This is a genomic window from Phytoactinopolyspora halotolerans (assembly GCF_010550675.1).
Taxonomy (GTDB): domain Bacteria; phylum Actinomycetota; class Actinomycetes; order Jiangellales; family Jiangellaceae; genus Phytoactinopolyspora; species Phytoactinopolyspora halotolerans.
Window position 1 is genome coordinate 32,413 of the sequence record NZ_JAAGOA010000015.1, and the last position, 24,198, is coordinate 56,610.

The 24,198-nt window shown below is 69.3% G+C and carries 17 protein-coding genes; 9 read left to right on the forward strand and 8 right to left on the reverse strand.

Annotated features, from left to right (window positions below; genetic code table 11):
* Nucleotides 1-3: 3 nt before the first annotated feature.
* Entirely contained in the window at nucleotides 4-681 is a 678-nt protein-coding gene (gene mtrA, locus G1H10_RS20085; RefSeq protein WP_163741085.1) for an MtrAB system response regulator MtrA, read from the reverse strand.
* 113 nt (nucleotides 682-794) lie between these two features.
* On the opposite strand from mtrA, the gene G1H10_RS20090 reads away from it, so the two are divergent.
* Genes G1H10_RS20090 through G1H10_RS20110 form a run of 5 tightly spaced genes read left to right on the forward strand, consistent with a single transcriptional unit; the run spans nucleotide 795 to nucleotide 6,486 of the window.
* Complete coding sequence (locus tag G1H10_RS20090; protein WP_163741086.1) at nucleotides 795-2,216, forward strand: hypothetical protein; 1,422 nt, start codon at nucleotides 795-797, stop codon at nucleotides 2,214-2,216.
* Nucleotides 2,213-2,872, forward strand: a complete 660-nt coding sequence (locus G1H10_RS34640; RefSeq protein WP_163741087.1) for a DUF4129 domain-containing protein — start codon at nucleotides 2,213-2,215, stop codon at nucleotides 2,870-2,872. The genes G1H10_RS20090 and G1H10_RS34640 overlap by 4 nt, the downstream gene beginning before the upstream one ends.
* Nucleotides 2,869-4,110 carry a DUF4350 domain-containing protein gene (locus tag G1H10_RS20100; RefSeq protein ID WP_163741088.1) on the forward strand — a complete coding sequence of 414 codons (1,242 nt, stop codon included), beginning with the start codon at nucleotides 2,869-2,871 and terminating at the stop codon, nucleotides 4,108-4,110. The genes G1H10_RS34640 and G1H10_RS20100 overlap by 4 nt, the downstream gene beginning before the upstream one ends.
* Nucleotides 4,107-5,099 (forward strand): AAA family ATPase, encoded by a 993-nt coding sequence (locus tag G1H10_RS34645; protein ID WP_163741089.1) that lies wholly within the window; start codon nucleotides 4,107-4,109, stop codon nucleotides 5,097-5,099. The genes G1H10_RS20100 and G1H10_RS34645 overlap by 4 nt, the downstream gene beginning before the upstream one ends.
* A gap of 58 nt (nucleotides 5,100-5,157) precedes the next feature.
* A complete protein-coding gene (locus tag G1H10_RS20110; protein WP_163741090.1) occupies nucleotides 5,158-6,486 on the forward strand; it encodes a DUF58 domain-containing protein in 1,329 nt (442 codons plus the stop codon).
* A gap of 8 nt (nucleotides 6,487-6,494) precedes the next feature.
* On the opposite strand, the gene G1H10_RS20115 is transcribed toward G1H10_RS20110, so the two are convergent.
* Entirely contained in the window at nucleotides 6,495-7,496 is a 1,002-nt protein-coding gene (locus G1H10_RS20115) for a stage II sporulation protein M (protein ID WP_163741091.1), read from the reverse strand.
* A gap of 291 nt (nucleotides 7,497-7,787) precedes the next feature.
* Here G1H10_RS20115 and G1H10_RS20120 point away from each other — a divergent pair, with 291 nt between their 5' ends.
* Nucleotides 7,788-8,720: an RDD family protein gene (locus tag G1H10_RS20120; RefSeq protein ID WP_216853471.1), complete on the forward strand. Its 933-nt coding sequence runs from the start codon at nucleotides 7,788-7,790 to the stop codon at nucleotides 8,718-8,720.
* Between the two features lie 55 nt (nucleotides 8,721-8,775).
* Here the strand turns inward: G1H10_RS20120 and manA are convergent, their stop codons facing one another.
* Nucleotides 8,776-9,972 carry a mannose-6-phosphate isomerase, class I gene (gene manA, locus G1H10_RS20125; protein WP_163741093.1) on the reverse strand — a complete coding sequence of 399 codons (1,197 nt, stop codon included), beginning with the start codon at nucleotides 9,970-9,972 and terminating at the stop codon, nucleotides 8,776-8,778.
* Nucleotides 9,973-10,243: 271 nt separating this feature from the next.
* Here manA and G1H10_RS20130 point away from each other — a divergent pair, with 271 nt between their 5' ends.
* The 3 genes from G1H10_RS20130 to G1H10_RS20140 are packed head-to-tail and all read left to right on the forward strand — an operon-like array spanning nucleotide 10,244 to nucleotide 15,129.
* The gene (locus G1H10_RS20130) at nucleotides 10,244-10,669 is read left to right on the forward strand and encodes a YciI family protein (RefSeq protein WP_163741094.1); all 426 of its coding nucleotides are present in this window, start codon (nucleotides 10,244-10,246) and stop codon (nucleotides 10,667-10,669) included.
* A 4-nt stretch (nucleotides 10,670-10,673) separates the two neighbouring features.
* Complete coding sequence (locus G1H10_RS20135; RefSeq protein WP_163741096.1) at nucleotides 10,674-11,915, forward strand: RNA polymerase sigma factor; 1,242 nt, start codon at nucleotides 10,674-10,676, stop codon at nucleotides 11,913-11,915.
* A 13-nt stretch (nucleotides 11,916-11,928) separates the two neighbouring features.
* Nucleotides 11,929-15,129, forward strand: a complete 3,201-nt coding sequence (locus G1H10_RS20140) for an AfsR/SARP family transcriptional regulator (protein ID WP_163741098.1) — start codon at nucleotides 11,929-11,931, stop codon at nucleotides 15,127-15,129.
* A gap of 3 nt (nucleotides 15,130-15,132) precedes the next feature.
* Here G1H10_RS20140 and G1H10_RS20145 read toward each other — a convergent pair whose 3' ends face one another.
* From G1H10_RS20145 to G1H10_RS20165, 5 genes are all read right to left on the reverse strand, one after another.
* Nucleotides 15,133-15,972 carry a DUF4097 family beta strand repeat-containing protein gene (locus G1H10_RS20145; protein ID WP_163741100.1) on the reverse strand — a complete coding sequence of 280 codons (840 nt, stop codon included), beginning with the start codon at nucleotides 15,970-15,972 and terminating at the stop codon, nucleotides 15,133-15,135.
* 69 nt (nucleotides 15,973-16,041) lie between these two features.
* Nucleotides 16,042-16,791 carry an ABC transporter permease gene (locus G1H10_RS20150; protein ID WP_163741101.1) on the reverse strand — a complete coding sequence of 250 codons (750 nt, stop codon included), beginning with the start codon at nucleotides 16,789-16,791 and terminating at the stop codon, nucleotides 16,042-16,044.
* 11 nt (nucleotides 16,792-16,802) lie between these two features.
* On the reverse strand, nucleotides 16,803-17,744 hold the full coding sequence (locus tag G1H10_RS20155) for an ATP-binding cassette domain-containing protein (RefSeq protein WP_163741103.1): 942 nt from the start codon (nucleotides 17,742-17,744) through the stop codon (nucleotides 16,803-16,805).
* Nucleotides 17,745-17,923: 179 nt separating this feature from the next.
* Entirely contained in the window at nucleotides 17,924-20,824 is a 2,901-nt protein-coding gene (locus tag G1H10_RS20160) for a TIM-barrel domain-containing protein (RefSeq protein ID WP_216853472.1), read from the reverse strand.
* Between the two features lie 12 nt (nucleotides 20,825-20,836).
* Complete coding sequence (locus G1H10_RS20165; protein ID WP_163741105.1) at nucleotides 20,837-24,163, reverse strand: TIM-barrel domain-containing protein; 3,327 nt, start codon at nucleotides 24,161-24,163, stop codon at nucleotides 20,837-20,839.
* Nucleotides 24,164-24,198: the final 35 nt, after the last annotated feature.

Consider the following 24,198-nt stretch of genomic DNA (forward strand, 5'->3'; position numbering starts at 1 on the left):
CGCCTACCCTGCCCCTGCCCGGTATCCGACTCCGCGCACCGTCACCACGATCTCCGGCCGCTCCGGATCGTGTTCGATCTTCGATCGCAGCCGCTGCACGTGGACGTTCACCAGCCGGGTATCGGTTGCGTGCCGGTACCCCCAGACCTTCTCCAGCAGCTCCTCCCGGGTGAACACCTGCCACGGACGCCGCGCGAGGCACGCCAGCAGATCGAACTCCAGCGGAGTCAGGGAGATGGTCTTGCCATCGCGCTTGACCGAGTGCCCGGCGACGTCGATGGTGACGTCCCCGACCTGCAGCGTCTCGGGCTTCGGCTCTTCGGTGCGGCGCAGCCTGGCGCGCACCCGAGCCACCAGTTCTTTGGGCTTGAACGGCTTGACGACGTAGTCGTCCGCACCGGATTCCAAACCCACGACGACGTCGACGGTGTCCGTCTTGGCGGTGAGCATGACGATCGGCACACCAGACTCCGCACGGATCTCCTTGCAGATCTCGATGCCGTCGCGGCCAGGGAGCATCACGTCGAGCAGAACGAGGTCGGGCCGGAACTCCCAGAAGGTGGGCATGACGTCGTCGCCATTGGTGACGATGGCGTGCTCATATCCCTCCCCGCGCAGCACTATCCCTAGCATCTCCGCCAACGCGGTGTCGTCGTCGACGATGAGCACACGTCCTTTCATAGTCCATATGGTGACACTCCCAGCGCCCAACTGCTAATAAGCCAGGCCCGAAATGCCATGATGGCCACTGCCGGGCTGTAAATTCTCACCCTGATCGAGGGAGAAGAGCGACGATGTCGGGAACCGACAATCCCCACGGTTGGGGGCCACCGGACGGCGGCGAGTCTCGTGACGAGGCCGATGGTCAGCCCGCCCATGGTGACCAACCGGAGCCAGGCGGCCAGTCGGAACCAGAACGCCGGAACGGCTGGGACCAGTCCAGCGGTCAAGGCGGCTGGCAACAACCAGGCGGCCCGAGCCAGCCCGGCGGCGGCGAAGCCGGCTGGAGCCAGCCAGGTGCCCAAGGCGGCTGGAACCAGCCGGGCGGTCAAGGCGGCTGGAACCAGCCGGGCGGCCAAGCCGGCTGGCAACAACCCGGCGGCTACCAACCCCCTCCGGGCGGCATGCCCGGCCAACCGGGCGGTTGGGCCACGCCCCCTGGATGGACCTGGCGTCCGCCGGATGTGAAGCCAGGTGTGGTCCCGTTGCGACCGCTCGGCGTAGGCGAGATCCTGGACGGAGCGGTCACCACCATCCGGCGCAACCCGCGGGTCATGCTCGGACTCTCCGCCGCGGTGGCGATCGTGACCCAGCTGATCGGCATGCTGGTCACATGGATCATGCTGGATGACGTCGCCACCCTCGAGGAACTCGACGAGACCCAGGTCACCACGGACGAGGTGCTGGAGGTGCTGGCCAGCACACTCGGCGGTCTCGGCGTGCTGCTCTTCGTCACCTGGATCGGCACCGTCTTCCTCACGGGCATGCTGACCGTGGTGGTCGGCCGTGCCGTCATCGGCGAACATCTCACGCTCGGCGAGACCTGGGCGCACGCCAGGCCGCGGCTGCCGCGGCTGTTCGGCCTGACCCTGCTCTACACCCTGATCTGGAGCGGTGCGCTCTGGGCCGTGGTGATCCTCACCATCGTGCTGGCCGCGGACAGTCCGGAGGCGGCGCTCGCCATGCTCTTCCTGGGCGGCCTCGTCGCCGTTCTGCTGAGCATCTGGCTCTACGTGCGCTACTCGCTCGCCGCACCGGCGCTCATGCTGGAGACGCAGACCAGCGGGCACGGCCCGGCCACGCCCATCGGTATCCGCAAGGCGCTGAGCCGGTCCAGCCAGCTGGTGTCGCGCTCGTGGTGGCGCGTCTTCGGGATCCTGCTGCTGGTGTTCCTCATCATCGCGCTCATCACCCAAGTCGTCAGCATCCCGTTCAGCATCCCCGCGCTGCTCGGTGACGGCGACATGTTCACCGTCGTCGGCATGTCCTTCGGCGCACTCGTGCTGAGCACACTCGGCTCGGTCATCAGCGCCATGATCACGGCGCCGTTCAATGCCGGCGCCACCGCCTTGCTCTACGTGGATCTGCGCATCCGGCGCGAGGCCCTGGACCTGGAACTCGCCCGAGCGGCGAACGTGGAGCTGCCCGGGCGCCCGGGTCACGATCCGGGTCCAGGTCAGGGCCTGGGCCCCGGGGGGATGTCGCCAGGGCAGTGATCACCGTTCTCTTCGGCGTCCCGATCGATCTCGATCGCGACGAGGCACGCGACCTGGCCCGGGAGGAGCTCTCGCGGCCGGGATACGAGCGTGACGTCTCGCTGCCGGCGCGCGTTCTGGAATGGCTTCTGGAGCAGTTCAACCGCCTGGTGAGCGGTGCCGCCGGCGCGATCCCCGGCGGCCTCGGAACCGCCCTGATCCTCGCCGCCGCCGTGGCGGTCGCCATCGTCGTCGTGCTGCGCACCGGCCCACTGGCCCGTCGTCGGCGGGAACGGGCCGGCGCCGTCTTCACCGAGGCACGGCGCACCTCAGCTGAGCACCGGGCCGCTGCCGACGAAGCGGCAGCGACACAGGAGTGGTCGACGGCCGTGCTGGAACGGTTCCGGGCTGTGGTGACCGGACTGGAGGAACGCGGCGTCGTCGATCGCCGCTCCGGCTGGACCGCCTCGGAGCTGGCCCGGCACGCCGGTGAGCGGCTCCCGGACACCGCGCGGCAGCTCGCGACGGGGGCGCATCTGTTCGACCACGTCCGCTACGGCGGGCGCATCGCCACCGCCGACGACGACACGACCATGCGCTCCTTGGACGACGCCGCCCGCAACGCCCGTCCACGGACCACGGCGGAGACGAGTCCGCAGATGGCGGTGCCGCGATGACCGCGCCGACGCCGACAGAGACCCGTGCCGCAGCAGATACCGGCAGGCCCGGCCCGGGAACGCGCGGGGCCGACCAGGGCGTCGGCACGTCCGGCGAGGAAACGTCCAGCGCCGTCCTCACCCCGACCGCCACTCAGCGGTGGCGGCGCTGGCGGTTCCCGCTCGGCATGACCGCCGCCGTGCTCCTGTTCGCCGTCCTGCTGACCATCCTGCAAGACCAGACCAGCCGCGGTTACCTCGATCCCGACGGTGTGAACGCGAGCGGCGCCCGAGCGCTGGTCCGGCTGCTCGAAGACCAAGGCGTCACGGTGACCGACGTCCGCACCACGGACGAGGCGGTCAACGCCACCACCGCCGGCGACACCCTGCTGGTCACCGAGCCGGATCGGCTCCTCGACCAGCAGATCGAGCGGCTGACCGCGATCGGGGCCGACATCGTCCTGGTCGGATCCAGCAACGTCGGACCATTCGCTCCGGATGTCTCGGCCGCGGGAAGCACACCCGACGAGGTCGTCGATCCACAGTGCGAGCTGCCCACCGCGGGTCGCGCCGGAGCCGTTCGGCTCGGCGGATACCAGTACCACGGCCCAGACGGGGCCGCCCTGTGTTATCCGGCGGGCGGCGCCGCCACGCTCGTGGTTCTGGACGCCGACGACGCGGAGCATCGATTGGTGCTGATCGGCACCGGCGCACCGTTGACCAACCGCTACCTGGACCAGGACGGCAATGCCGCGCTGGCGACGGGCCTGCTCGGCCAGAACGAGCGGCTCACCTGGTACCGGCCCAGCCACGAGACGCCGCCCGAGGACCAGCGGAGCATGGCCGACCTGATGCCGGACTGGGTGGTCCCCGCACTGGCGCAGCTCGCGATCGCCGCCGTCGTCGCCGCCTGGTGGCGCTCGCGGCGGTTGGGCCCGGTCGTCACCGAGCCGTTGCCCGTCGTCGTCCGCGCGGCCGAGGCGACCGAGGGCCGGGCGCGGCTGTACCGGCGAGGCCGGGCGCGGGCACACGCGGCGGCGATGTTGCGTGATGCCGCGGTGCGCCGGCTGCGCCGACGGCTCGGCCTGCCTGCGGGGGCTCCTGTCTCAACCGTCGTCGACGCGGTCTCCACCCGCTCCGCCCTGTCCACCGATGCGCTCACCGAAATCCTCAACGGCTCCGCACCCACCGACGACGCCGGCCTGGTCCGCCTTGCGGACTCGCTCGACGCACTCGAAAAGGAGGTCCACACGTCGTGACCGACGCCCCCACCGCCCCGCGAGACTCCCCGGACCCTTCCGAACAGGCCAGGGCATCGCTCAGCGCCCTCCGCGAGGAGGTGGCGAAGGCCGTCGTCGGACAGGATTCCGTGGTGAGCGGCCTGGTGATCGCGCTGCTCTGCCGCGGTCACGTGCTGCTCGAGGGAGTCCCCGGTGTCGCGAAGACGCTGCTGATCCGCGCGTTCGCCGCGGCCTTGGAGGTGGACACCAAACGGGTGCAGTTCACCCCAGATCTGATGCCGGGGGATATCACCGGATCGCTGGTCTACGACGCGCGGACGGCGCAGTTCTCGTTCTCCGCCGGCCCGGTGTTCACCAATCTGCTGCTCGCCGACGAGATCAACCGCACACCACCGAAGACCCAGTCGGCACTGCTGGAGGCGATGGAGGAACGTCAGGTATCCGTCGACGGTGCGCCACGGGCGCTGCCGGATCCGTTCGTCGTCGCCGCGACGCAGAACCCGATCGAGTACGAGGGGACATACCCGCTGCCCGAGGCGCAGCTGGATCGCTTCCTGCTGAAGCTGACGGTGTCGCTGCCCGGCCGGGACGACGAGGTGTCCATTCTGCGGCGGCACGCCGAGGGCTTCGACCCGCGCGACCTCGCATCCGCCGGCGTGCGTACCGTCGCGTCGCCGGCCGATCTCGAGGCCGGTCGAGCCGCGGTGAAGTCGGTCCGGTTGGCCCCAGAGGTGCTCGGATACATCGTCGATGTGTGCCAGGCGACCCGCACGTCGCCGTCGGTGCAGCTCGGCGTCTCCCCGCGTGGCGCGACCGCGCTGATGAACACCGCCCGCACCTGGGCATGGTTGTCCGGCCGGGACTACGTGACGCCGGATGACGTCAAAGCGCTGGCCGGCCCGACGCTGCGGCACCGTATGCGGCTACGTCCGGAAGCGGAGATGGAGGGCGTCGGCACCGATTCGGTGCTGGAGTCCATCCTCTCGACCGTCGCGGTACCGCGCTGATGATCGGCGGTACCGCGAGCTCGGCGCCCGGGCAGGTGCGGACGGGGGCGAATGTCTGATGGTGGTGACCGGGCGGCTGGCACTGCTCGCCCTGCTGGCCGTGGTGGTGGTCGGCGTGGCTGCGCCTTCGGCGGCCGGTGTGCTCGCGGCCACCGGCGTGCTGCTGATGCTCGCCGCTGCGGACACGGTGCTGGCCGGGGCGGTCCGGCCGCTCGCGTTCGCCCGGGGCGGCGACACCATGGTCCGGCTCGGCGAGGAGGCCGCTCTCACGCTCACCGTGCAGAACGACGGATCGCGCCGGGTGCGGGGTGTGCTCCGGGACGCGTGGCCGCCGTCGGCCGGTATGGCCACCGACAGGTTCGACGTCGACATCCCGGCCGGCGAACGCCGCACCCTGCAGGTGCGCATGCGTCCGACGCGGCGCGGCGACCGGTCGGCCGACCGCGTGGTGGTACGTTCCTTCGGCCCGCTGGGGCTGGCCGGACGCCAGGGGGCCCATCGTGTGGACTGGTCTCTGCGTGTGCTGCCTCCGTTCCACGCGCGGCGGCATCTGCCCTCCCGGCTGGCCCGGTTACGCGAGCTGGACGGTCGCTCCGCGGTGCTGACCCGGGGCGCGGGGACCGAGTTCGATTCGCTTCGCGAGTACGTGGTCGGTGACGACACCCGGTCGATCGACTGGCGGGCCACGGCGCGGCGCGGGGACGTCGTCGTCCGCACCTGGCGGCCGGAACGTGACCGCCATGTCCTGATCGTGCTGGACACCGGACGGACCTCCGCGGGACGGGTCGGCGGGCTCGGCCAGGCGGCAGACGCGTCGGCGGAGCACGCGCCCCGCATCGATGCGGCCATGGACGCCGCCCTCCTGCTGGCCACCCTGGCGGCGCGCGCAGGCGACCGGGTCGACCTGCTCGCATATGACCGCCGGGTACGTGCCTCGGTCGAACGCCCTCCGGCGACCGAGGTGCTGCCGAGGATGGTCAACGCGTTGTCCACCGTCGAACCGGAGCTGCTGGAGACGGATTACCGGGGACTCGCCGCCCAGGTGCGCTCACGCGCCGGGCAACACGCGTTGGTGGTGATCATCACCAGCATCGATTCGGGGACCGTGGAGCATGGGCTGTTGCCCGTCGTGGCCGCGCTGACCGACCGGCACACCGTGCTCGTCGCTTCCGTCGCGGACCCGAGGATCGAGGAGATGGCACGGTCGCGAGGCGATGCGGCCACCGTCTACGCCGCGGCCGCTGCCGAGTACGACCGGCGCGGCCGAGACCAGGTCACCGAGCTGCTCCAGCGGCGCGGGGCACACGTCGTCGATGCCACACCGGATGATCTCCCGCCGGCCGTCGCAGACGCCTATCTGGATCTCAAGCTCGCGGGCCGGCTCTAGGCCGGGGGCTAGGCGGACACCGGCAGCGCGTCCCCGCGGACCGTCTCGTCCAGGTCCCCCACCTCGCCGGCGGCCACCGCTCGCCGACCGAACACCCAGATATAGGCGAGGAACGCGAGTTCAGCGACGACTCCGATGCCCACCCTGGCCCACGTCGGCAGCCCGGACGGGGTCACGAACCCCTCGATGATCCCGGAGATCAGCAGCACACCGGCCAGACCGACCGCCAGCCCGACGGCCGCACGGCCGCGTTGCGCCAGCGCGTCGGTCCGTCTCATCGGTCCCGGGTCGATCACCGTCCAGCCCAGGCGCAGGCCTGCTCCCGCGGCGACGAAGACCGCCGTGAGCTCGAGCAGCCCGTGCGGCGTGATCAACCCGAAGAAGACGTCCAGCCGGCCCGCGGATGCCATCAGCCCCGCCGAGACCGCCACATTCAAGACGTTCATCCAGAGGATGTAGATCACCGGTAGGCCGAGGAACACACCGAAGATGAGCGCGCCCGCCGCGACCCAGGCATTGTTGATCCACACCTGTGTGGCGAACGAGCCGGCCGGATTGGCCGAGTAGTAGTTCTCGAAGTCACGCTCGACGAGCTGCCGGATCTCCTCCGGGGCGGCGATGGTCGCCTGGACATCCGGGTTTGCCGCCACCCACCACGCGATCACGGTTCCGATCAGAACCGAGACAGCCGCGGCGGTGACCCACCAGTACCGGTTCAGATACACGGCCGCCGGGAAACGCACGGTCAGGAATCGGACGACGTCGTTCCACCCCGGGTCCCGGGAGCCGGCCACCGCTGCGCGCGCCCGGGCCACAAGGCTGGACAGCTTGCCGAGCAGGACCGGATCGGGAGCGGCGGAACGGACCATCGCCAGATGCGTCGACACGGTTCGATACAGCTGGACGAGCTCGTCGGCCTCCGGCCCGGACAGCCGTCCACGCCGCCGCACCAGATCGGCGAGCCGATCCCACTCCTTCTGGTGCGCGGCCACAAACGCGTCGACGTCCACGCGGCTCCCTTCCGGGTCGAGCAGATCGAACCCGCCTCGAGCCTAAACCGCGACTTCGATCCCGACAGGTGCGGGATTGCAGGCTGGAATGCGCTTCCGGGCGACTGACGGCGTCGCGTCGTCGCGAAGTGTCGCGCCGTCGCGAAGTGTCGCGCCGTCGGGAAGTGTCGCGCCGTCGGGAACCGTCACGTCGTCGCGACGTCAGGACGCGTGCGGCCGTATCACACCTACTGCCGCCGACGAGAGGTAGTGAGCGGCAGGACACAGGGACCGTGCGGCAGACTGGGCGGTATGAGCGACGTCGTGACCGGAGAGGCCGTCCCGCTGGAGCTGCGGCTGGCCAAGTTCCCGTCTCGCACCATCGCGATCGTGATCGATCTCGCGGTGTACTTCCTGTGCGGGCTGGCACTGTTCGGCCTCGTCAGCGCGGTGATTCCGGACGTGGATCAAGCCCTGGCCACGGCTCTGGGCCTGCTGGCCGTGATTGTGCTGCTGGTCGCATTGCCGACGACGATCGAGTCGCTCAGCCGGGGCAAGTCGCTCGGCAAGCTGGCGCTCGGGCTCCGCGTCGTCCGCGACGACGGCGGCCCGATCCGCACGCGCCATGCCCTTGTCCGGGCATTGAGCGGTGTGTTCGCCGACTTCGTCATCACATCCGGTGTCGGCGCCGTCTTCTGTTCGCTACTGAACGAGCGCGGCAAGCGCATCGGCGACGTCCTGGCCGGCACCGTCGTCATCCGAGAGCGCATCCCCGCTCCCTCTGGCATTCCTGCCACGCCGCCGCAGCTGGCAGAGTGGGCCGCGGGCCTGGAGTTGTCCCGGCTGCCGAACGAGTTGGCGCTGTCTGCCCGCAGCTATCTCAGTCGCTATCATCAGTTGGCGCCGGGCGTCCGCGACCCTCTCGGGGCACAGCTGGCCGATCAGGTGGCCGCTGTGGTCTCGCCACCGCCGCCGGACGGGGTGCCGGCGTGGGCGTACCTCGCTGCCGTGCTCAACGAACGCGGGCGGCGCGAATCCGTCCGGCTCGCGGCGCAGCATCCGGCCCAGCAACAGGACGCACCCGGCCAACCCCAGCAGCGTCCGCCTGCGCCGCCGGCACCGCCTACGCAGGAAGCCGCCCCGTCCCCCCGTGGAACCGCGGCTGCCGACGGCACCGCTGGCGACGAGCACCGGGACCAGGCAGAACAGCGCCGCAACGGCAGCGGCTTCGCCCCGCCCGCCTAACCTCGACCATGATCATGAGCATTTACCGTGCCATATGAACGGTTACTGTTCATGATCATGGGAGGGCGGGGGTGACGGTGAAGGCTGTACCGCGGCCGGTGATCACCGCCGACGGCTCGGAGCTCGGGATGAACGCGGCGCGACCCTGCTCCAGCCGCATCGGCTCCGCCTGACCGCTGTGAACGATGTTCGCGCCGGTGCGCAGTTCCGCCTCCCCGTCGACGACGAGCACCACGCGCGGGCCGTACCCGCTCGGGCGAATCTCCTCGCCGCTGAGTTCGAGCCGGCAGATCCGGAATTCGTCGAGGTCCATGATCGGGTAGACGTGTTCCTGCGGTCCGCACTCGCGTGGCAGGATCCGCTGGCCGCCGTGCGGCTCGTAGCGCAAGATCCGCTCCACCTCGGTGGTGTCGACATGTTTGGGCGTGAGGCCGGCCCGCAGCGTGTTGTCCGAGCTTGCCTGCGGCTCCACGGCGACGCCGGACAGGTACGCGTGCGGTACTCCGGCGCCGACGAACGCCGCATCGCCGGGCCGCAGCGGCACGCGGATCATCAGCGAGGCCAGCAGAATGCCACGGTCGCCGGGGTACACGTCGGCCAACCGGGCAACGATGCGCAGCGCCTCCCGGTCCTGACGCGCGGCAGCGATCTCCGTCAGCACCCGGACGAGGCGGCCCGCCTCCGTCTCGGGGAGGTTGAGCCACGCCGTGACCAGGTCGCGGAGCCCGTCGTGGCGTTTGAGCATCGCGATGGCGTCCGCGAACTCATCGGGGGCGATCTCCTCGAACAGCCACACCAGTTCGCGCGGCTCGCGGAAGCCCATCAGTGCCTCGAAGTCGGTGAGCGCGACCACCATCTCGGGCTTGTGGTTGCGGTCCCGGTAGGAGCGCTTCGGCGAATCGAGAGGGATCCCGGCGGCGTCGTCGGCCGCGTATCCCTGCTGGGCCTGCTCGATGGTCGGATGCACCTGGATGGACAGGGGGCGCTCGATGGCGAGGATCTTCAGCAGGTACGGGAGCACGCCGCCGAACCGCTCCGCCACGCCGGCTCCGAGTGTGGTCTCCGGGTCGTCGGCGATGTAGCGGTCCAGCGTGCGCCCGTCGCCCGCGACCGTCGACGGCGAGCCTGGATGAGCGCCCACCCAGAGCTCCGCCTGCGGCTCGCCCGTGGGCTCCTGTCCAAGCAATGCGGGGATCACGGTAGGCGACCCCCACGCGTACGAACGCACCGGATTCTCGAGAAGTACGGCCACGGTCAGAACACTAACGCAGCCGACTTCGAACAACATAGTTCGAAAACGGTGAGATTCGGCGGACCGGGCGTCCGTGGTGCGCTGAGTGCATCTGCGTGGTGCGCTCAATACACGTTGGAACGGGGCGGAATGCGCTTCCCAACGGTCACTCAGCGCACCATGACGGTTTCGCGCCGATGGCAGAAGCGGACAATGTCCGGAACGGACGAACGGCACCGACGTCACCAATGAGAGGCACCGACCGGGTGCCGGCCGGCCAGGGAGGCCAGAGATGAAGTACATGATCATGCTGTACGCGTCGCAACGCGAGTACGACCTGATGACGGGCAAGCCGACCGACCAGCCCGCCTGGACTCAGGAGGACGTCGCGGCGATGCACGAGTTCATGGCGAAGTGGAATCAGGAGCTGGTGGAGTCCGGCGAGTTCGTGGAGGCTCGCGGCCTGACCGCACCCGTGCACACCCGCCGGATCCACGGCGTCAAGGACGGCGTTCCCGTCGTCACCGACGGACCGTACGCGGAGACCGAGGAGGTCCTGGCCGGGTACACGATCGTCGAATGCGACAGCTTCGATCGGGCCACCGAGATCGCCGCAAGGATCACCAACAGCCCGCACCCGGCCGGCGAACCGACCGGAAGCGAGTACATCGACGTTCGTCCGATCGTCGAGGGCTTCGAGGACTTCGACGTCCAGTGATCTCATGACCGGCCACGCCGTCGAGGACCTGTTGCGCGAGCTCGCGCCGCAGGTCCTCGGTGCGCTCGTGCGCAGGTACGGGAACTTCGACGCCGCCGAGGACGCCACGCAGGAAGCGCTGCTCGCCGCCGCCACCCAATGGCCGGACGAGGGCCTCCCCGATAGGCCGAAGGCGTGGCTGATCACCGTCGCGGCACGCCGGCTCACCGATCTGCTCCGCAGCGAACAGGCGCGGCGCCGGCGCGAGGACTCGATCGCGCAATGGAGACTCCCCGACGAGTGGCTGGCGCCGGCCGCTGATCGGCCGCCGCACGAGGCCGACGACACCCTCGTCCTGTTGTTCATGTGCTGCCACCCCGCGCTGCGGCCGCCGTCGCAGATAGCGCTGACCCTGCGCGCCGTCGGCGGCCTGACCACGACGGAGATCGCTCGCGCGTTCCTGGTCCCGGAGGCGACCATGACGCGACGCATCACCCGGGCCAAGCAGAGCATCAAGGACAGCGGCATCCCGTTCGCCTTGCCTCGGGACAGCGAACGCGGGGAACGGCTGAGCGCCGTGCTGCACGTGCTCTACCTGATCTTCACCGAGGGGTACGCGACGACGTCCGGACCGGAACTCACACGGGCCGACCTGTCGGCCGAGGCCATCCGGCTCACCCGGCTGCTGCATCGCACGCTTCCCGACGCGGGCGAGGTGGCCGGGCTGCTGGCGCTGATGCTGCTCACCGACGCACGGCGGGCCTCCCGGACCGGCCCGGGAGGCGAGCTGATCCCGATGGCCGAGCAGGATCGGAGCCGGTGGAACTCCGCATACATCGCCGAAGGTGTGGAGCTCATCAGCCGGACGTTGCCCCGTGGCGAGGCGGGACCGTACCAGCTTCAGGCGGCCATCGCCGCGCTGCACGATGAGGCCCCGACGGCCGACGCCACCGACTGGCCACAGATCCTCGCCCTCTACCAGGTGCTCATGGGGCTGTCCGACAACCCCGTCGTCGCACTGAACCATGCCGTGGCGGTGGCGATGGTCCACGGCGCACCCGCGGGCCTGCGCCTGCTCGAACGGCTCCGGCCCGACCGGCGGATCTCCGACGACCACCGGTTCCACGCCGTCCGCGCACACCTGCTGGAGATGCGAGGCGACGACGGCGAGGCGTGCAAGGCCTACCTGGAGGCGGCCGAGCGCACCACCAGCCCGCCCAGGCAGCGCTACCTGCACGGCCGGGCCGCCCGCCTGAGGGAGAACTGACAGAATCGGCGATGTGCAGATCGGGATGCTTGGCCCCTTCGAGGTTCGCACCGACGACGGCGCTCTCGCCGACGTGCCGGGCGCCCGGCTGCGCGCGCTGTTGATCGCGCTCGCGCTCCAACCAGGACGTAGCGTCGGAAAGTCCATGCTCGTCGACTGGATCTGGGGGGAGAACCCGCCCGCCGACGCCGCCAATGCTCTGCAACGCCTGGTGTCCCGGCTGCGCAAGGCACTGCCGGCAGGCGTGATCGACGGGCAGGCGGGCGGTTACCGCTTGACGGTCGAACCGGACGACGTCGACGCGTGTGCGTTCGAACGCCTCGTCGCTCTGAGCCGGCAGGCGGAGGGCCCCAGTCGGATACAGCTCCTGCGCGACGCCATGGCCCTCTGGCGCGGTGCGGCGATGCAGGACGTCGGGTTGGAGGGCAGCGAGGCGTTCGACGCAGCGGCGACGCGGCTCGAAGGGCTCCGCCTGACGACGATGGAGGACCGGTTCGACGCGGAGGTCGGCCTCGGACACGGTGCCGAGGTGATCACGGAGCTGACCGACGCGGTGGCCGCATATCCGCTGCGCGAACGGCTGGCCGCCGCGCTGATGCGTGCCCTGGTGGCCGCCGGCCGGAGCTCGGAGGCCCTGCTGGCCTACGAGCGCACCAAGGAGGCCCTGGCTGACACGCTGGGCGTCGACCCATCGCCGGAGTTATCCGCTTTGCACCTCGCGTTGCTGCGAGGAGAGGTGGGCGAGCGAGAACAGGGCCGGAAGACCAACGTCCGTGCCGAGCTCACGAGTTTCATCGGTAGGGACGGCGATGTCGCCGCGGTCCGCGGGCTCATCGCCAAGCACCGGCTGACCACCCTGATCGGCCCGGGCGGCGCGGGCAAGACCAGGCTGGCCACGGAGACCGCGCGCACGCTCAGCGGCGACCTGCCGGACGGGGTCTGGATGGTCGAGTTCGCCCCCATCGACGCCGCCGGTGATACGGGGGGTGGGCCCGAAGGGCAGGGGGGCGGGAAGAAGGTCGCGCAGACGGCGCTCGCCGGGCTGGGACTCCGCGATGCCCTGCTCGGTGCGACGCCCAGCGCGGACCCGGTGGACGGCCTGGTCGCCGCGCTCCGCGATCGCGAGATGCTGCTGATCCTCGACAACTGCGAGCACGTCATCGACTCGGTCGCGGCGCTGGCCGAACAGGTGCTCGGGGAATGCCGCAGGCTGCGGATCCTCGCGACCAGCCGGGAACCGCTCGGCATCACCGGTGAGGCGCTGTGGCAGGTCGAACCACTGGCAGTGGAAACCGACGGAGCCGGGCTCGAGGAGATCGCGGCCTCGCCGGCGGTCCGGCTCCTGCGTGACCGGGCCGACGCGCTACGCAAGGATCTCGGATTCGACGAACACACCACGGCGTTGATGGTGCGGATCTGCCGGGCTCTGGACGGTATGCCGTTGGCGATCGAACTCGCCGCCGCCCGGCTGCGCACCATGACCATCGAGCAGCTCGCCAACCGTCTCGACGACCGATTCCGGCTGCTCACCAGCGGGAGCCGTACGGCGTTGCCCCGGCACAAGACGTTGCGCGCGGTGGTCGACTGGAGCTGGGAATTGCTCACCGACGCCGAGCGGATGGTGCTGCGCCGGCTGTCGGTCTTCTCCGGTGGCGCGAGCCTGGACGCGGCCGAGCGGGTCTGTGCCGGCCCGTACCTTGAGCACCAGCCCGGCCAGGCCGTCACGCACGATCAGGTGTTGGAGTTGCTCACCTCGTTGGTCGAGAAGTCGCTGGTGATCGCCGAGGGAGACGACACCCCGCGCTACCGGATGCTTACCACCATCAAGGAGTATGCCGCGGAACGGCTCGCCGAAGCGGGAGAGGCGGCCCAGGCCCGGCAGGCGCATCTCGCCTACTTCACCGAGCTGGCCGAGACCGCGGAGCCACATCTGCGCCGGGCCGAACAGCTGCAGTGGCTCGCCACACTCGAAGCCGACCATCACAACATCAGTGCCGCATTGCGCGGGGTGATCGCGGACGGCGACGCACAGGCCGCGACGCGGCTCGCCGCCGCCACCGGGTGGTACTGGTGGCTCGGTGGGCGGCGGGCCGAGGGCCTTGAACTGCTGATCGCGGCCGCCGACCTTCCCGGCGAGGCCACCGACGACGTCCGGGCGGTGGCGTACGGGATGGTCGTGCTCTTCGTGACCTCAGGGCAAGGCGACGAACGCCTGGGCGCGGAATGGATCCACAAGGCGCATCGGTTCAGCCGGCGAAGCCACAGCACCAACCCGCTGCTGGAATTCGCGCAACCGCTGGAACGGCTGTTACAGGCACCCGAGGAAGCCGTGTCCGCGTTCGAGTCGTTGCTGGAGAGCGCCGATCCCTGGGTGCGCGCGATGGGTCGATGGCAGGCCGCCAAGATGCGCACCATGTTCGGCCAGGGCGGCCGGGAGGTCGAGGCACAGCTGGAGCAGGCACTCGCGGAGTTCCGAGCGCTGGGCGAACGGTTCGGCATGTATGTGGCCCTGTCCACGCTGGCGACGCAGCTCGCGCAGCGGGGCGAGTACGCCGGTGCGTGCGACTATTACGAGCAGGCGATCACGGTCCTGACCGAACTCGGCGCCGTCGAGGACGTCATCGAGGTACGGACCCAGCAAGCCCCGCTGTACTGGCTCAACGGCGATCACGACGCCAGTGCCGCGGCCCTGGCCGAGGCCGAGCGCTGTGCTGAGGGTGTCACCTGGCCGTACGCCCTGGCCTCCCTGGCGCTCGCCAAGGCGGGCATCGCACGACGACGCGGCGACGCCGGCGCGGCCCGCCACGAACTCGGCGTCGCGACCACTCTCTTGGGCGATGTCGCGGAGCAGCCTAACGTCCGCGCACAGGTCCATGACCTGCTCGGCTACCTGGCTGATGATCTCCGCGAGTCCCGCACCCATCGCGTGGCAGCCTGGCAGGCGGCGTCCGAGACGGGAGCCCCACCGATCATCGCCAACACACTCATCGGGATCGCGGACCTGGCGATCCGCCTGGACGAGTACGAACAGGCGGCCCGGCTGCTGGGCGCCAGCGTCGTCGTACGCGGATCGCCGGACCGCTCCCACCCGGATGCGGCCAGGATCGAGCAGGACGCGCGACGTCACCTCGGCGAGACACGGTTCGCCGAGGTGACGCGGGAGGGAACTCAACAGGACTGGTCCGAGCTGGTCGAGGCCACGCTCGCTTCCTGAGGCTCAGCTTGCCGCACGCTGGATCGTGATGTCGCCGTGCCGGCTGCGGGCGTGCACCGAGACCTTGGCGTCGGACGGGCGGCCCGGTTCTCCCGCCGAAGAGACGAAGTTGTGCACCGCCCCACGCTCGCTGTCGACGTCGAGGGAAGCAGCGACGCCCTCGCCGATGCCCACCTCGATGTCGCCGGAGGCGTTCTTCAGCCTCGCCCGGCCGCTGGTCATCCGGCCGATCCGGATGGCGCCCCCGGCCGTCTCGACGGTGACGTCGCCATCGGCACGATCGATGTCGAAGTCGGCGTTGGCACCGCCGAGCGTCAGGTCGGCGGCGGCGTGGCCGATCCAGGTGTGGCCTCCCGCGCTGGAGAAGTCAACCGGGCCGGTGGCCTCACCGATCCGCATCGTGAACGATGCGCCCTCGACGTCGGCGCGCCCGCCGATCTGACCGATCGTGACATCACCGGAGGCGATGTTCGCCGTCAGCGCGCCGATCTGGTCCAGCTTGACCTGCCCGGAGGCCACATGCAGTTCGCTCGCGCCGAATACGCCGTCGGCCTGAACGGTCGAGTACGCCACGTATGCGGCCAGGCTGGAGCCGGCGGGAAGGTCGATGCTGATGGCGACCGAGCCCTTCTTGTCCCCGGCGGTCTTGGTCTTGATCGATAGCCGGCCGTCGGCGAAGTCGACCTTGGTGTTCTCGGCGACCTTGAGGTCCTTGCGGCTCGCGGGGTCGATGGGTTCGACCCGCACCACCGTGTCGGTGCGGTCGCCGGCGTTGATCTGTACCTGGGCGCCGGCGACTTCCAGGGTGGCGGCGATGGACTCCGGCGTGGTGAATGTCGTCATGACAGCTCCTCGTAGCGTGGTGGTGGTCGATCTGTGGGGGTGGGGCGACCCTCGCCGCCCCATGCAGGGTCAGGCTCGCTTCTGGAAGGTCGAGAGTGACCACACATAGCCGACCAGGGCGATACCGACGCACCAGGCGACGGCGACGATCGCGTCGCCGGAGTCCGGCGCGCCCTCCAGCAACCCGCGCATCGTCTCGATGATCGGTGTGAACGGCTGGTACTCGGCGAACTGCCGCAGGCCCTGGCCCATCATCTCGGCCGGCACGATCGCACTGCTGAAGAACGGCAACATGACCAGCGGCACCGCGGCCATACCCGCGGTCTCCGGCGACTTCGCCGCCAACCCCAGCGCGACGGTGAGCCATCCGGCCGCGAAGCCGAGCAGCACCACCATGCCGACCACGCCGAGCCAATCGAGCAGACTCGCCGACGGATCGAATCCCAGCAGGAGCGCCACGCCGATCAGCGCCGCGATGGCTACCAGGTTGGTCACCAGACTGGCGATGACGTGACCGGTCAACACCGCGCCCCGAGAGACGTCCATGACCTTGAACCGGTTGATGATGCCCTTGGTCATGTCGGAGTTCACCGCGACCGCGGCGCCGCTCAACCCGTAACAGACGGCCAGCAGCAGCAGTCCCGGTGTGACGTAGTCGATGTAGTCGACCCCCACGTCGAAGGCGTCTCCGAACATGTACACGAACATCAGCAGGATGATGATCGGCATCAGAACCGCGTTGAAGACGGAGGTGGGATTACGGGTGATGTGCTTGGAGTTGCGACGCAACATCACCAACGCGTGGGACTTGGTCCTCATTCTCTGGGTGTTCACTGCGCGACCGCCTCTGTGGTGTGGCCCGTCAGGGCGAGGAAAACGTCATCAAGGTCAGGTGTGTGCACGGAGAACTCTTCAGCGGCGAGTGAGTGCTCATCGAGCTTGTCCAGCAGAGCCCGCAACGAATCCGAGCTGCCGTCGCCGGGCACCCGCAGGGCGAGCGCCTCGTCGTCCCGGGTGGAGTCGGTGAAGACCCGCGCGGCCGCGTCGAGTTCCGCGGCGGTGGCGAACCGAAGCCGGACGTGAGTTCCGGGAATCAGGCGCTTGAGCTCGTCAGGTGTGCCCTGGGCGACTATGTGGCCCTGGTCGAGCACCGCGACCTGGTCGGCGAGCTGATCCGCCTCCTCGAGGTATTGGGTGGTGAGGAAGATGGTCACACCATCGGCCACCAGCTCCCGGATGATTCCCCACATCGTGCGACGGCTGCGCGGGTCCAGGCCCGTCGTCGGTTCATCCAGGAAGATGATCCGCGGATCACCGACGAGCGTCATCGCCAGGTCGAGCTTCCGGCGCATGCCCCCGGAGTACGTCGACGCCGGCTTCTGGGCCGACTCGACCAGGTCGAACCGTTCCAGCAGCTCGGTGACGATCCGTGTGCCGTCGGCGGCGCGGATCGGGCTGAGGTCCACCATCAGCTGCAGGTTCTCTTGACCGGTCAGCAGCTCGTCCACGGCCGCGAACTGACCGGTGACTCCGATCGACGCACGCACCGCCTTGGCCTCGGTCGCGACGTCGTGGCCGGCGACGCGCACGGTCCCGCCGTCGGCCTTCATCAACGTGGTCAGCACGTTCACCGTCGTCGTCTTGCCCGCCCCGTTCGGGCCGAGCAGGGAGAAGACCGTGCCCGCACGGACATCCAGATCGATGCCATCGAGCACGACCTTGTCCCCGAATGTCTTCCGCAGTCCTGTGACTGCAATCGCCGAATTCCTCATGTGACCACCATCGGCGCCGGGCCTGACACGGACCCGCCACCGAGCTGACACGCCCGCTGACACGGCGTTCGGCCTCGTGGCCACAAGGTCGTGGCCTCACGTCACGCGGATCGGCAGCCAGCGGCTTCTCCACGTTACGCAAGGCCACGACCCCCGGGGAGGTGACCGGAATCCTCAGCTCAGAACTCGCCTGTGGTCACTCCACCGCTGCCGGACGACGGCGTGGTCACGGTGTTATTCGAGCCTGGCTCCCATGCATCGGCCGAGTCCGGATAGCCGGCCTCCTGGCGTTTGATGCATTTCCATTCGATGCTCGTGCTGGGCGGCAGGTTGCCGATGGTCCCCGTCCAGGTCGGGTAGCCGGCCGGATCCAGCTTCACCGCGCTCGCCGGGGACCACTCGCCCAGCTGAGGCACGTTTCCGACCGCGTACACCGACTGTCCCGGCACGGTGGTGCCGTTCTCGCAGACGAAGTCCAGCGTCACCGGGGCCTGCCCGAGCGTGAACTGGAACGTCTTCGCACTTCCGACGCCGATGTCGCCGGACTTCGCGACGACGAGGTTGCCGCCGGCGTTGTACCAGCCGCTGCCGGCCGCGTCGAACGCCGCCTCGGTGGCGTGCTGAGTCAGCGGCGCCCCATTCAACGTCACGGCCGACGCCTGGGTGTCGTCGACAACCAGCTCGACGACGTTGTCCCGACTTGATGCAGCGCCGTCATACGTGCCGTTGGCGGCGCCGATGGTGACCGTCGCCGTCGACCCCACCAGCTGCTGGCTCAGCTCGGTGGTGCGCACAGCGCCGCTCCGGTAGTCGACCGTCGTGCCGTCGTCCTCGTACAACGTGAAGCCGCTCGCCGCGTCGTCGGCGTAGACCCGGGCGATCAGTTCGTCGTGCACGCTGGAGTCCAGCCGCCGCCCGGTGACGTTCATCGTCTCCTCGTCGACGTGCATCTTCGGGATGATCGCACCCGCCCGGGCGAAGGCCGGCAGCCGGAACGTCCCGTTCACCCACAGCGGCACGTCGTCGAGCCACTGCCCGCTGCTGGAGACTCGCTCATTGGTGTGGAAGTTGATCCAGTCGCCTTCCGGCAGGTACATGTCCCGTTGCCGCTCGCCCTCGCCGGCGACGATGCCCACCAGCAGGTCACGGCCGACCAGCTTCTGGTGGCCCATCTCGCGGACCTCGGGATCGTCCTGGTAGTGGTACACCAGCGGCGGCACCACCGGCTCGCCCTCCTGGTACGCGCGGTGCGCCAGCGAGTAGTAGTACGGCGTCAGTTCGTAGCGTTGCCGGATGTTCGCCAGGTTGCTCGCCGCGTCTCCGACGTCCACCGGCGATGTCGGGTTGCATTCGCACAGGTCCTCGGTGTGCGGCCGGACCGGCACGTCGAACCACGCTCCGTTGGCGAACCACTGCGTATACAGCTCGTCCAGGTCCGAGTCGAGCATCTCGCGCCGGAACCCGCCGATGTCCGAACCGTAATAGTCGATGCCGGACATGGACATGTGCATCTGGGCGTTCTGCTGCGCCGCCAGCGCGGTCAGCTTCGAGCCGATGTCCGCGGACCACATCGCCGTGCCATGCCGCTGGATGCCCGCCGCCCCGGACCGGGCGAGCAGGAACGGGCGCTGGTCCTCGTTCGCGTCGTCGTACCCGCGCGCAATGCTGTCCGCCCAGGTCAGGTTGTACATGTTGTGGTAGTCGGCGTGTGCGTGCTTGCCGGGCAGCACCCCGGCCGTCCAGTCCGACGGGCTGTACATCTCCGGCTCACCCAGATCCAGCCAATGCCCGATGATGCCGTCGTCGATCAGCGGCTCGCGCTTGGTCTGATGCCAGTAGTCGCCGGCGGCGTCCTGGGTCCAGTCGATCATGCCGCCGCGGCCCCACCAGTCGTTCTGGGTCAGGTACACCGGCGAACACGTCGAGCAGCCTTCCCGCACGAGATACCCCCGACCGGCCATGTCGGTGTGCTCCGGCAGCGCCGCCCCGATGTAGGACTCCTCGATGGTCATCAGCCCGACGCCGTCGTCGTTCTCGTACGACGCGATCCTGCTCGCCGGACTCGGGAACGCACTGGTGTCCCAGGTCAGCGACCCCATCGCCGTGCTGTCGGAGCCGGCCGTGACGCCGCCGAACCAGTCCAGGTCCAGCATGAAGCCGTCGACGGGGAAGTCCGCCGAGCGCAGTCCGGCCAGGGTGGTGTCGATCTCGCCCCAGTTGTCGTAGCCGAACTCGGACATCCACATCCCGAACGCCTTCTTCGGCGGTACCGGCGGGCGGCCGGTCAGCTCCATGTAGTCCTGCCGCAGGTCGGGCAGGTCCGGGCCGCTCATCGTGTACCAGCGGATCTCGTCGCCCCAGGTCCGCATCGTCCACGGGTCGCCGGTCAGGTTCCACTCCGTCTTGTAGACGTGGTCCAGGAAGAAGCCGTACCCGGTGGTGTCCGGGCCGACGGCGAACATCACCGGGATCTGGGTGTTCCCCACCGGACCGTTGTCCGCGTCGTACACCATGGCGTTGCCGTAGTTCCCGCCCGGCGAGCGGACCCGGCCGACCCAATCGCCGTCCGAGCTGCCACCGGTGAAGAACTGCTGGCCCAGCCCGTAGGCGTGCTGCACGGACTCCTGGGTGATGTCCAGGCCCTTCCACCCCTGGGTCAGGTCCTGCGGGCACACGGTGTGCAGCAGCACCTCCGGCGTGCGCGTGGTGTCGTACACCGTGGAGCACAACGAGCTGCTGTTCACCTCCACTCGCAGGTCCCCTGTGGTGAGTGTGCTCCCGTTCTGCTGGAACGTGTCCGGCCCCGGGTAGTCGGTCTTCGCCACCTGATCCGTCGTGAACAGCGGCGCTCCGGTCCCCGGGCTGGAACTCACCGCGGACACCTCGAAGTGCACGAGGTCGTCGTCGAGCACCTCCACGATCAGGTAGCCGCCCGACGACGTGAACTCCACCCGCTGCACGCCCAGCGACGCCTCAGCCTCCGGCCCCGCCGACGAGACCAGGATCGCCGCCATCAATCCACCGGCCGCAGCCGCCGCGGGCAGGACGGGCCAGCGCAACCTTCGCAGCACAGTTCGCATCTCAGCCACCCCCTACGGCCGCGCGACGACGAGACGGTCCAGGTTGACGGCGCCGGTGTCGGAACCGTCATAGGCGATCCGCACCGTATGGGCGCCGCCGCTGAGGCCGACGCTGATCGAGGCCTCACCCCAGTCGTCCCAGCCGGACCGGCTCGGCATCGAGACCGTGCCGACCGGGCTGCCGTCCACATAGACCGTCCGGGTGGCGGTGCTCCCGGTGGCGTTGGCGTACCGGAACCGCAGCTCGTGTGTGCCCGACGAGCCGGCGCCGACGCCGAACTCCACCGCATCGCCGGACGACGCGAACTGGTCGACGAAGCCGGTACCCGTGTACCCGGCGTGATCGGTGTTGGTGGACACGTTGGTGTGCTGACCGAACTCCGCCTCGTAGCCGGCCTTGTCCACCCCGGAGAGCAGGACGGCGCGAGCACCCGCGGCGCTGGGCAGCTTGACGTAGGTCAGGTGCTGCACGGGATCCCAGTACCAGCCCTGGGTGGCCGCCTTCAGCCCGGCCAGATCCGCGTACCCCGTCAGCGGCGAACCACCCACCGTCACCGAACTCGGCTCCGTCGATGCCACCTGCAGGGTCGACGTCTCGCCCAGCGCCGGCACCTCCACACTGACCTCGTGGTCCGCCCAGTCCTCGGACGCGCTCACGGTGCGATGGGTGTCGGTCGCGTCGTCGTAGTAGTCATACGACGACGCGCCGTCCGGATAGACACGGAAGACCAGGTTGGTGTGCGCGTCGACGTCGTTGCCGATGCTGCCGCCCAGTTCGTAGTCGGCGTTGAGGTTGAGCGGGACGATCGCACCCGGGCGCGCATACACCGGGATGCTGTCCAGGCCGGCGCCGTAGGTCTTGGTGCCGCCGCCGACGAACCGGCCGCCGTTGAAGAAGTCGTACCACTCCCCATCCGGGATGTAGACGTCCGTGCTGGTGGCGCCCTGTTCCATGATCGGCGCGACGAGCAACTGCTCGCCGAACATGTACTGCTCGTCCAGCCCTGCGGCGTCCGGATCGTCCGGGAACTCGTGGCTCATCGCGCGCATCATGGCTACGCCCGTGTCGGCGCTGTCCACCGCCTCGGTGTAGACGTACGGCAGCAGGTTCATCCGCACGTTGGCGAACTTGCGGAAGGTCGGCACCACCGAGTTGTCCCCGGTGCGGGCCTGCACGTTCCACGGTGTGCGCGCCTCCGACGGGCTTGGGCTCGCCTTCTCCGAGTGGTACTGCATGATCGGCGAGAACGTCGCCTGGGCGGCGGAGCGCAAGTACAGCTCGGCACTGGGGAAACCGCCGGTGAATCCGGCCATGTCCCACGCCCAGAACGGCACGCCGGACTGGCCCGCGCTGATGCCGGCCCGCACGGCCTCGCGGAACGAGGTGAACGTGGACGACTGGTCGCCGGCCCAGAAGATCGAGTTCGACTGGGCCCCAGCCGTGCCGGCCCGGCTGAAGATCGTGCCGTCGCCACCGGTCTTGGTCTCGACGTAGTCGTCGTAGGCGCCGGTGTAGGAGTTCGGGTAGGCGTTGTGCATCTCGGCGCCGTCCCGGCCGTCGGCGAACGCGACATCCCGGCCGAAGATCAGTTCGCCGCCGTCGGTCTTGAAGCCGTCGATGCCGACGTCGTCCAGCAGATAGTCCCGCTTGCTCATCCACCAGTCCGTGGCGGTGCTGTCGGTGAAGTCCGGCACCAGGCTGTCCCCGAACCACTGCCCGCTCGGCACCCGGTAGTCGCCGCCGTCGCCGTCCTCGACGACGTAGCCCTGGCTCTGCGCGTGGCTCTTGTCGTTGAGGTGCTGCTGCGGGGGTGACGACGGGTTGGTGTCGAAGTTCTCCTTCAGCACCGGGATCTGCCAGAGCAGGACCTTGATGCCCTGCGCGTGCGCGTCGTCCACCATGGCGGCCGGGTCGCTCCACGCCGTGCCGGGCGGGAAGGTCAGGTCGGAGTAGCTGAGACTGCCGGCTCCGCTCGTCGGCGTGTAGGTGGCGCCGTGCCAGACGTAGAACGTGGCCTCGTCGCTCCACTGCTCCAGCACCATCGCGGTGTGCGGGATGTCGTGGATGTCGACGTTGTCGAGCTCAGCCTCCACCTCGGCCTGGGTGTTCCACTCGTTGGCGGACATCCACAACCCGAACGCCCACTTGGGCGGCAGTTCCGGCCTCCCGGACACGGACGTGTAGTCGTCGACGATCTCGTCCGGCGAGCCGGTGAACATGTAGTACTCCAGCGTGGAATCCAGCGCGCCGCCCGTGTCCAGCGTGAACCCGGCCATATCGCTGAGGTGCGTGCCGAGGTTGAACACGGAGTACCGCGTACTCGGGAGGTAGACGCCGTAGCCGGCGGAGTTGGTGAAGAACGGCACCGACAGGTACGTGCGGCCGGTGCTGCCCTGGTCCTGGTACTGGTTGTAGACGTAGGTGTGCACGTCGTGGCCGCGCTGGTCGAGCCGGTCGTAGCGCTCGCCGAAGCCCTCGAACCGTTCCCCGGCCGGAGTCAGGTAGTGGTCCTCGATCTTGGTGATCGTGGTGCTGCCGTCGCTCGCCCAGCCGATGTTGCGGAACGTCGCCGGGTCGTACTGCCGGGTGATCAGCGTCGTCCCGTCGCCGTCGTACACCGACAGGCGATACGGGCTCTTCTGGATGCTCAGCACCAACTCACTGGTGGAGATACGCAGCTCGTTCGCCGAGTCGGCGACCGTGTAGCCGCTCTGCCCGGAGATGTTCAGGCCGTTGCCGGTCGGTGAGATCTGGGTCCGGACGTCGTCGTCGCTGGGAAAGGCGAACCGGATGGCAGGCGTGAAGTCGCCCGCGCTGTCGCCGGCATGCACATCCACCGACGTGCCGTTGTCGGTGTAGCCAATGACGTCGGTGACGGTGCTCCACGAGGTCACGGTGAACGAGAACGGGCCGGTGCTCTTCTGGCCGGAGCCGTTGACGTCCGCATGCACCGTGTAGGTGATGTCGTCGCCGCGGGCGAAGCTGCCGAGGTCCACCTGCCAGTAGCTGTTGTTGCCGCTGTTGTACTCCCAGCTCGCCCCGACCGGCGTCTGGTCGACGCCGTTCTTGGTCCATGTGACCCATACGCTCTGGCCCGGTTCGACGGGCCAGGTCGTGGCGTTGATGAGCACGTTGTCCCCGGCCATGGGGTCGCGCGGGGAGCGCTCGGTGGATTCGACCGAGTACAGCTCGTCGATCCCGGTCGGGTGGTGGTAGATGCCGTCCAGCGCATGCGCCGACGTCGCCGGGACAAACAAGGCGGCCGCGGCCAGCAGTGTGGAGACGAGCACTAGGCGGACGAGATCGAGGACGGTACGGCGGGACCTTCTTCGGTTCACAACGCTGCCCCTTTCGGCGTCGTTACTCGGATCTC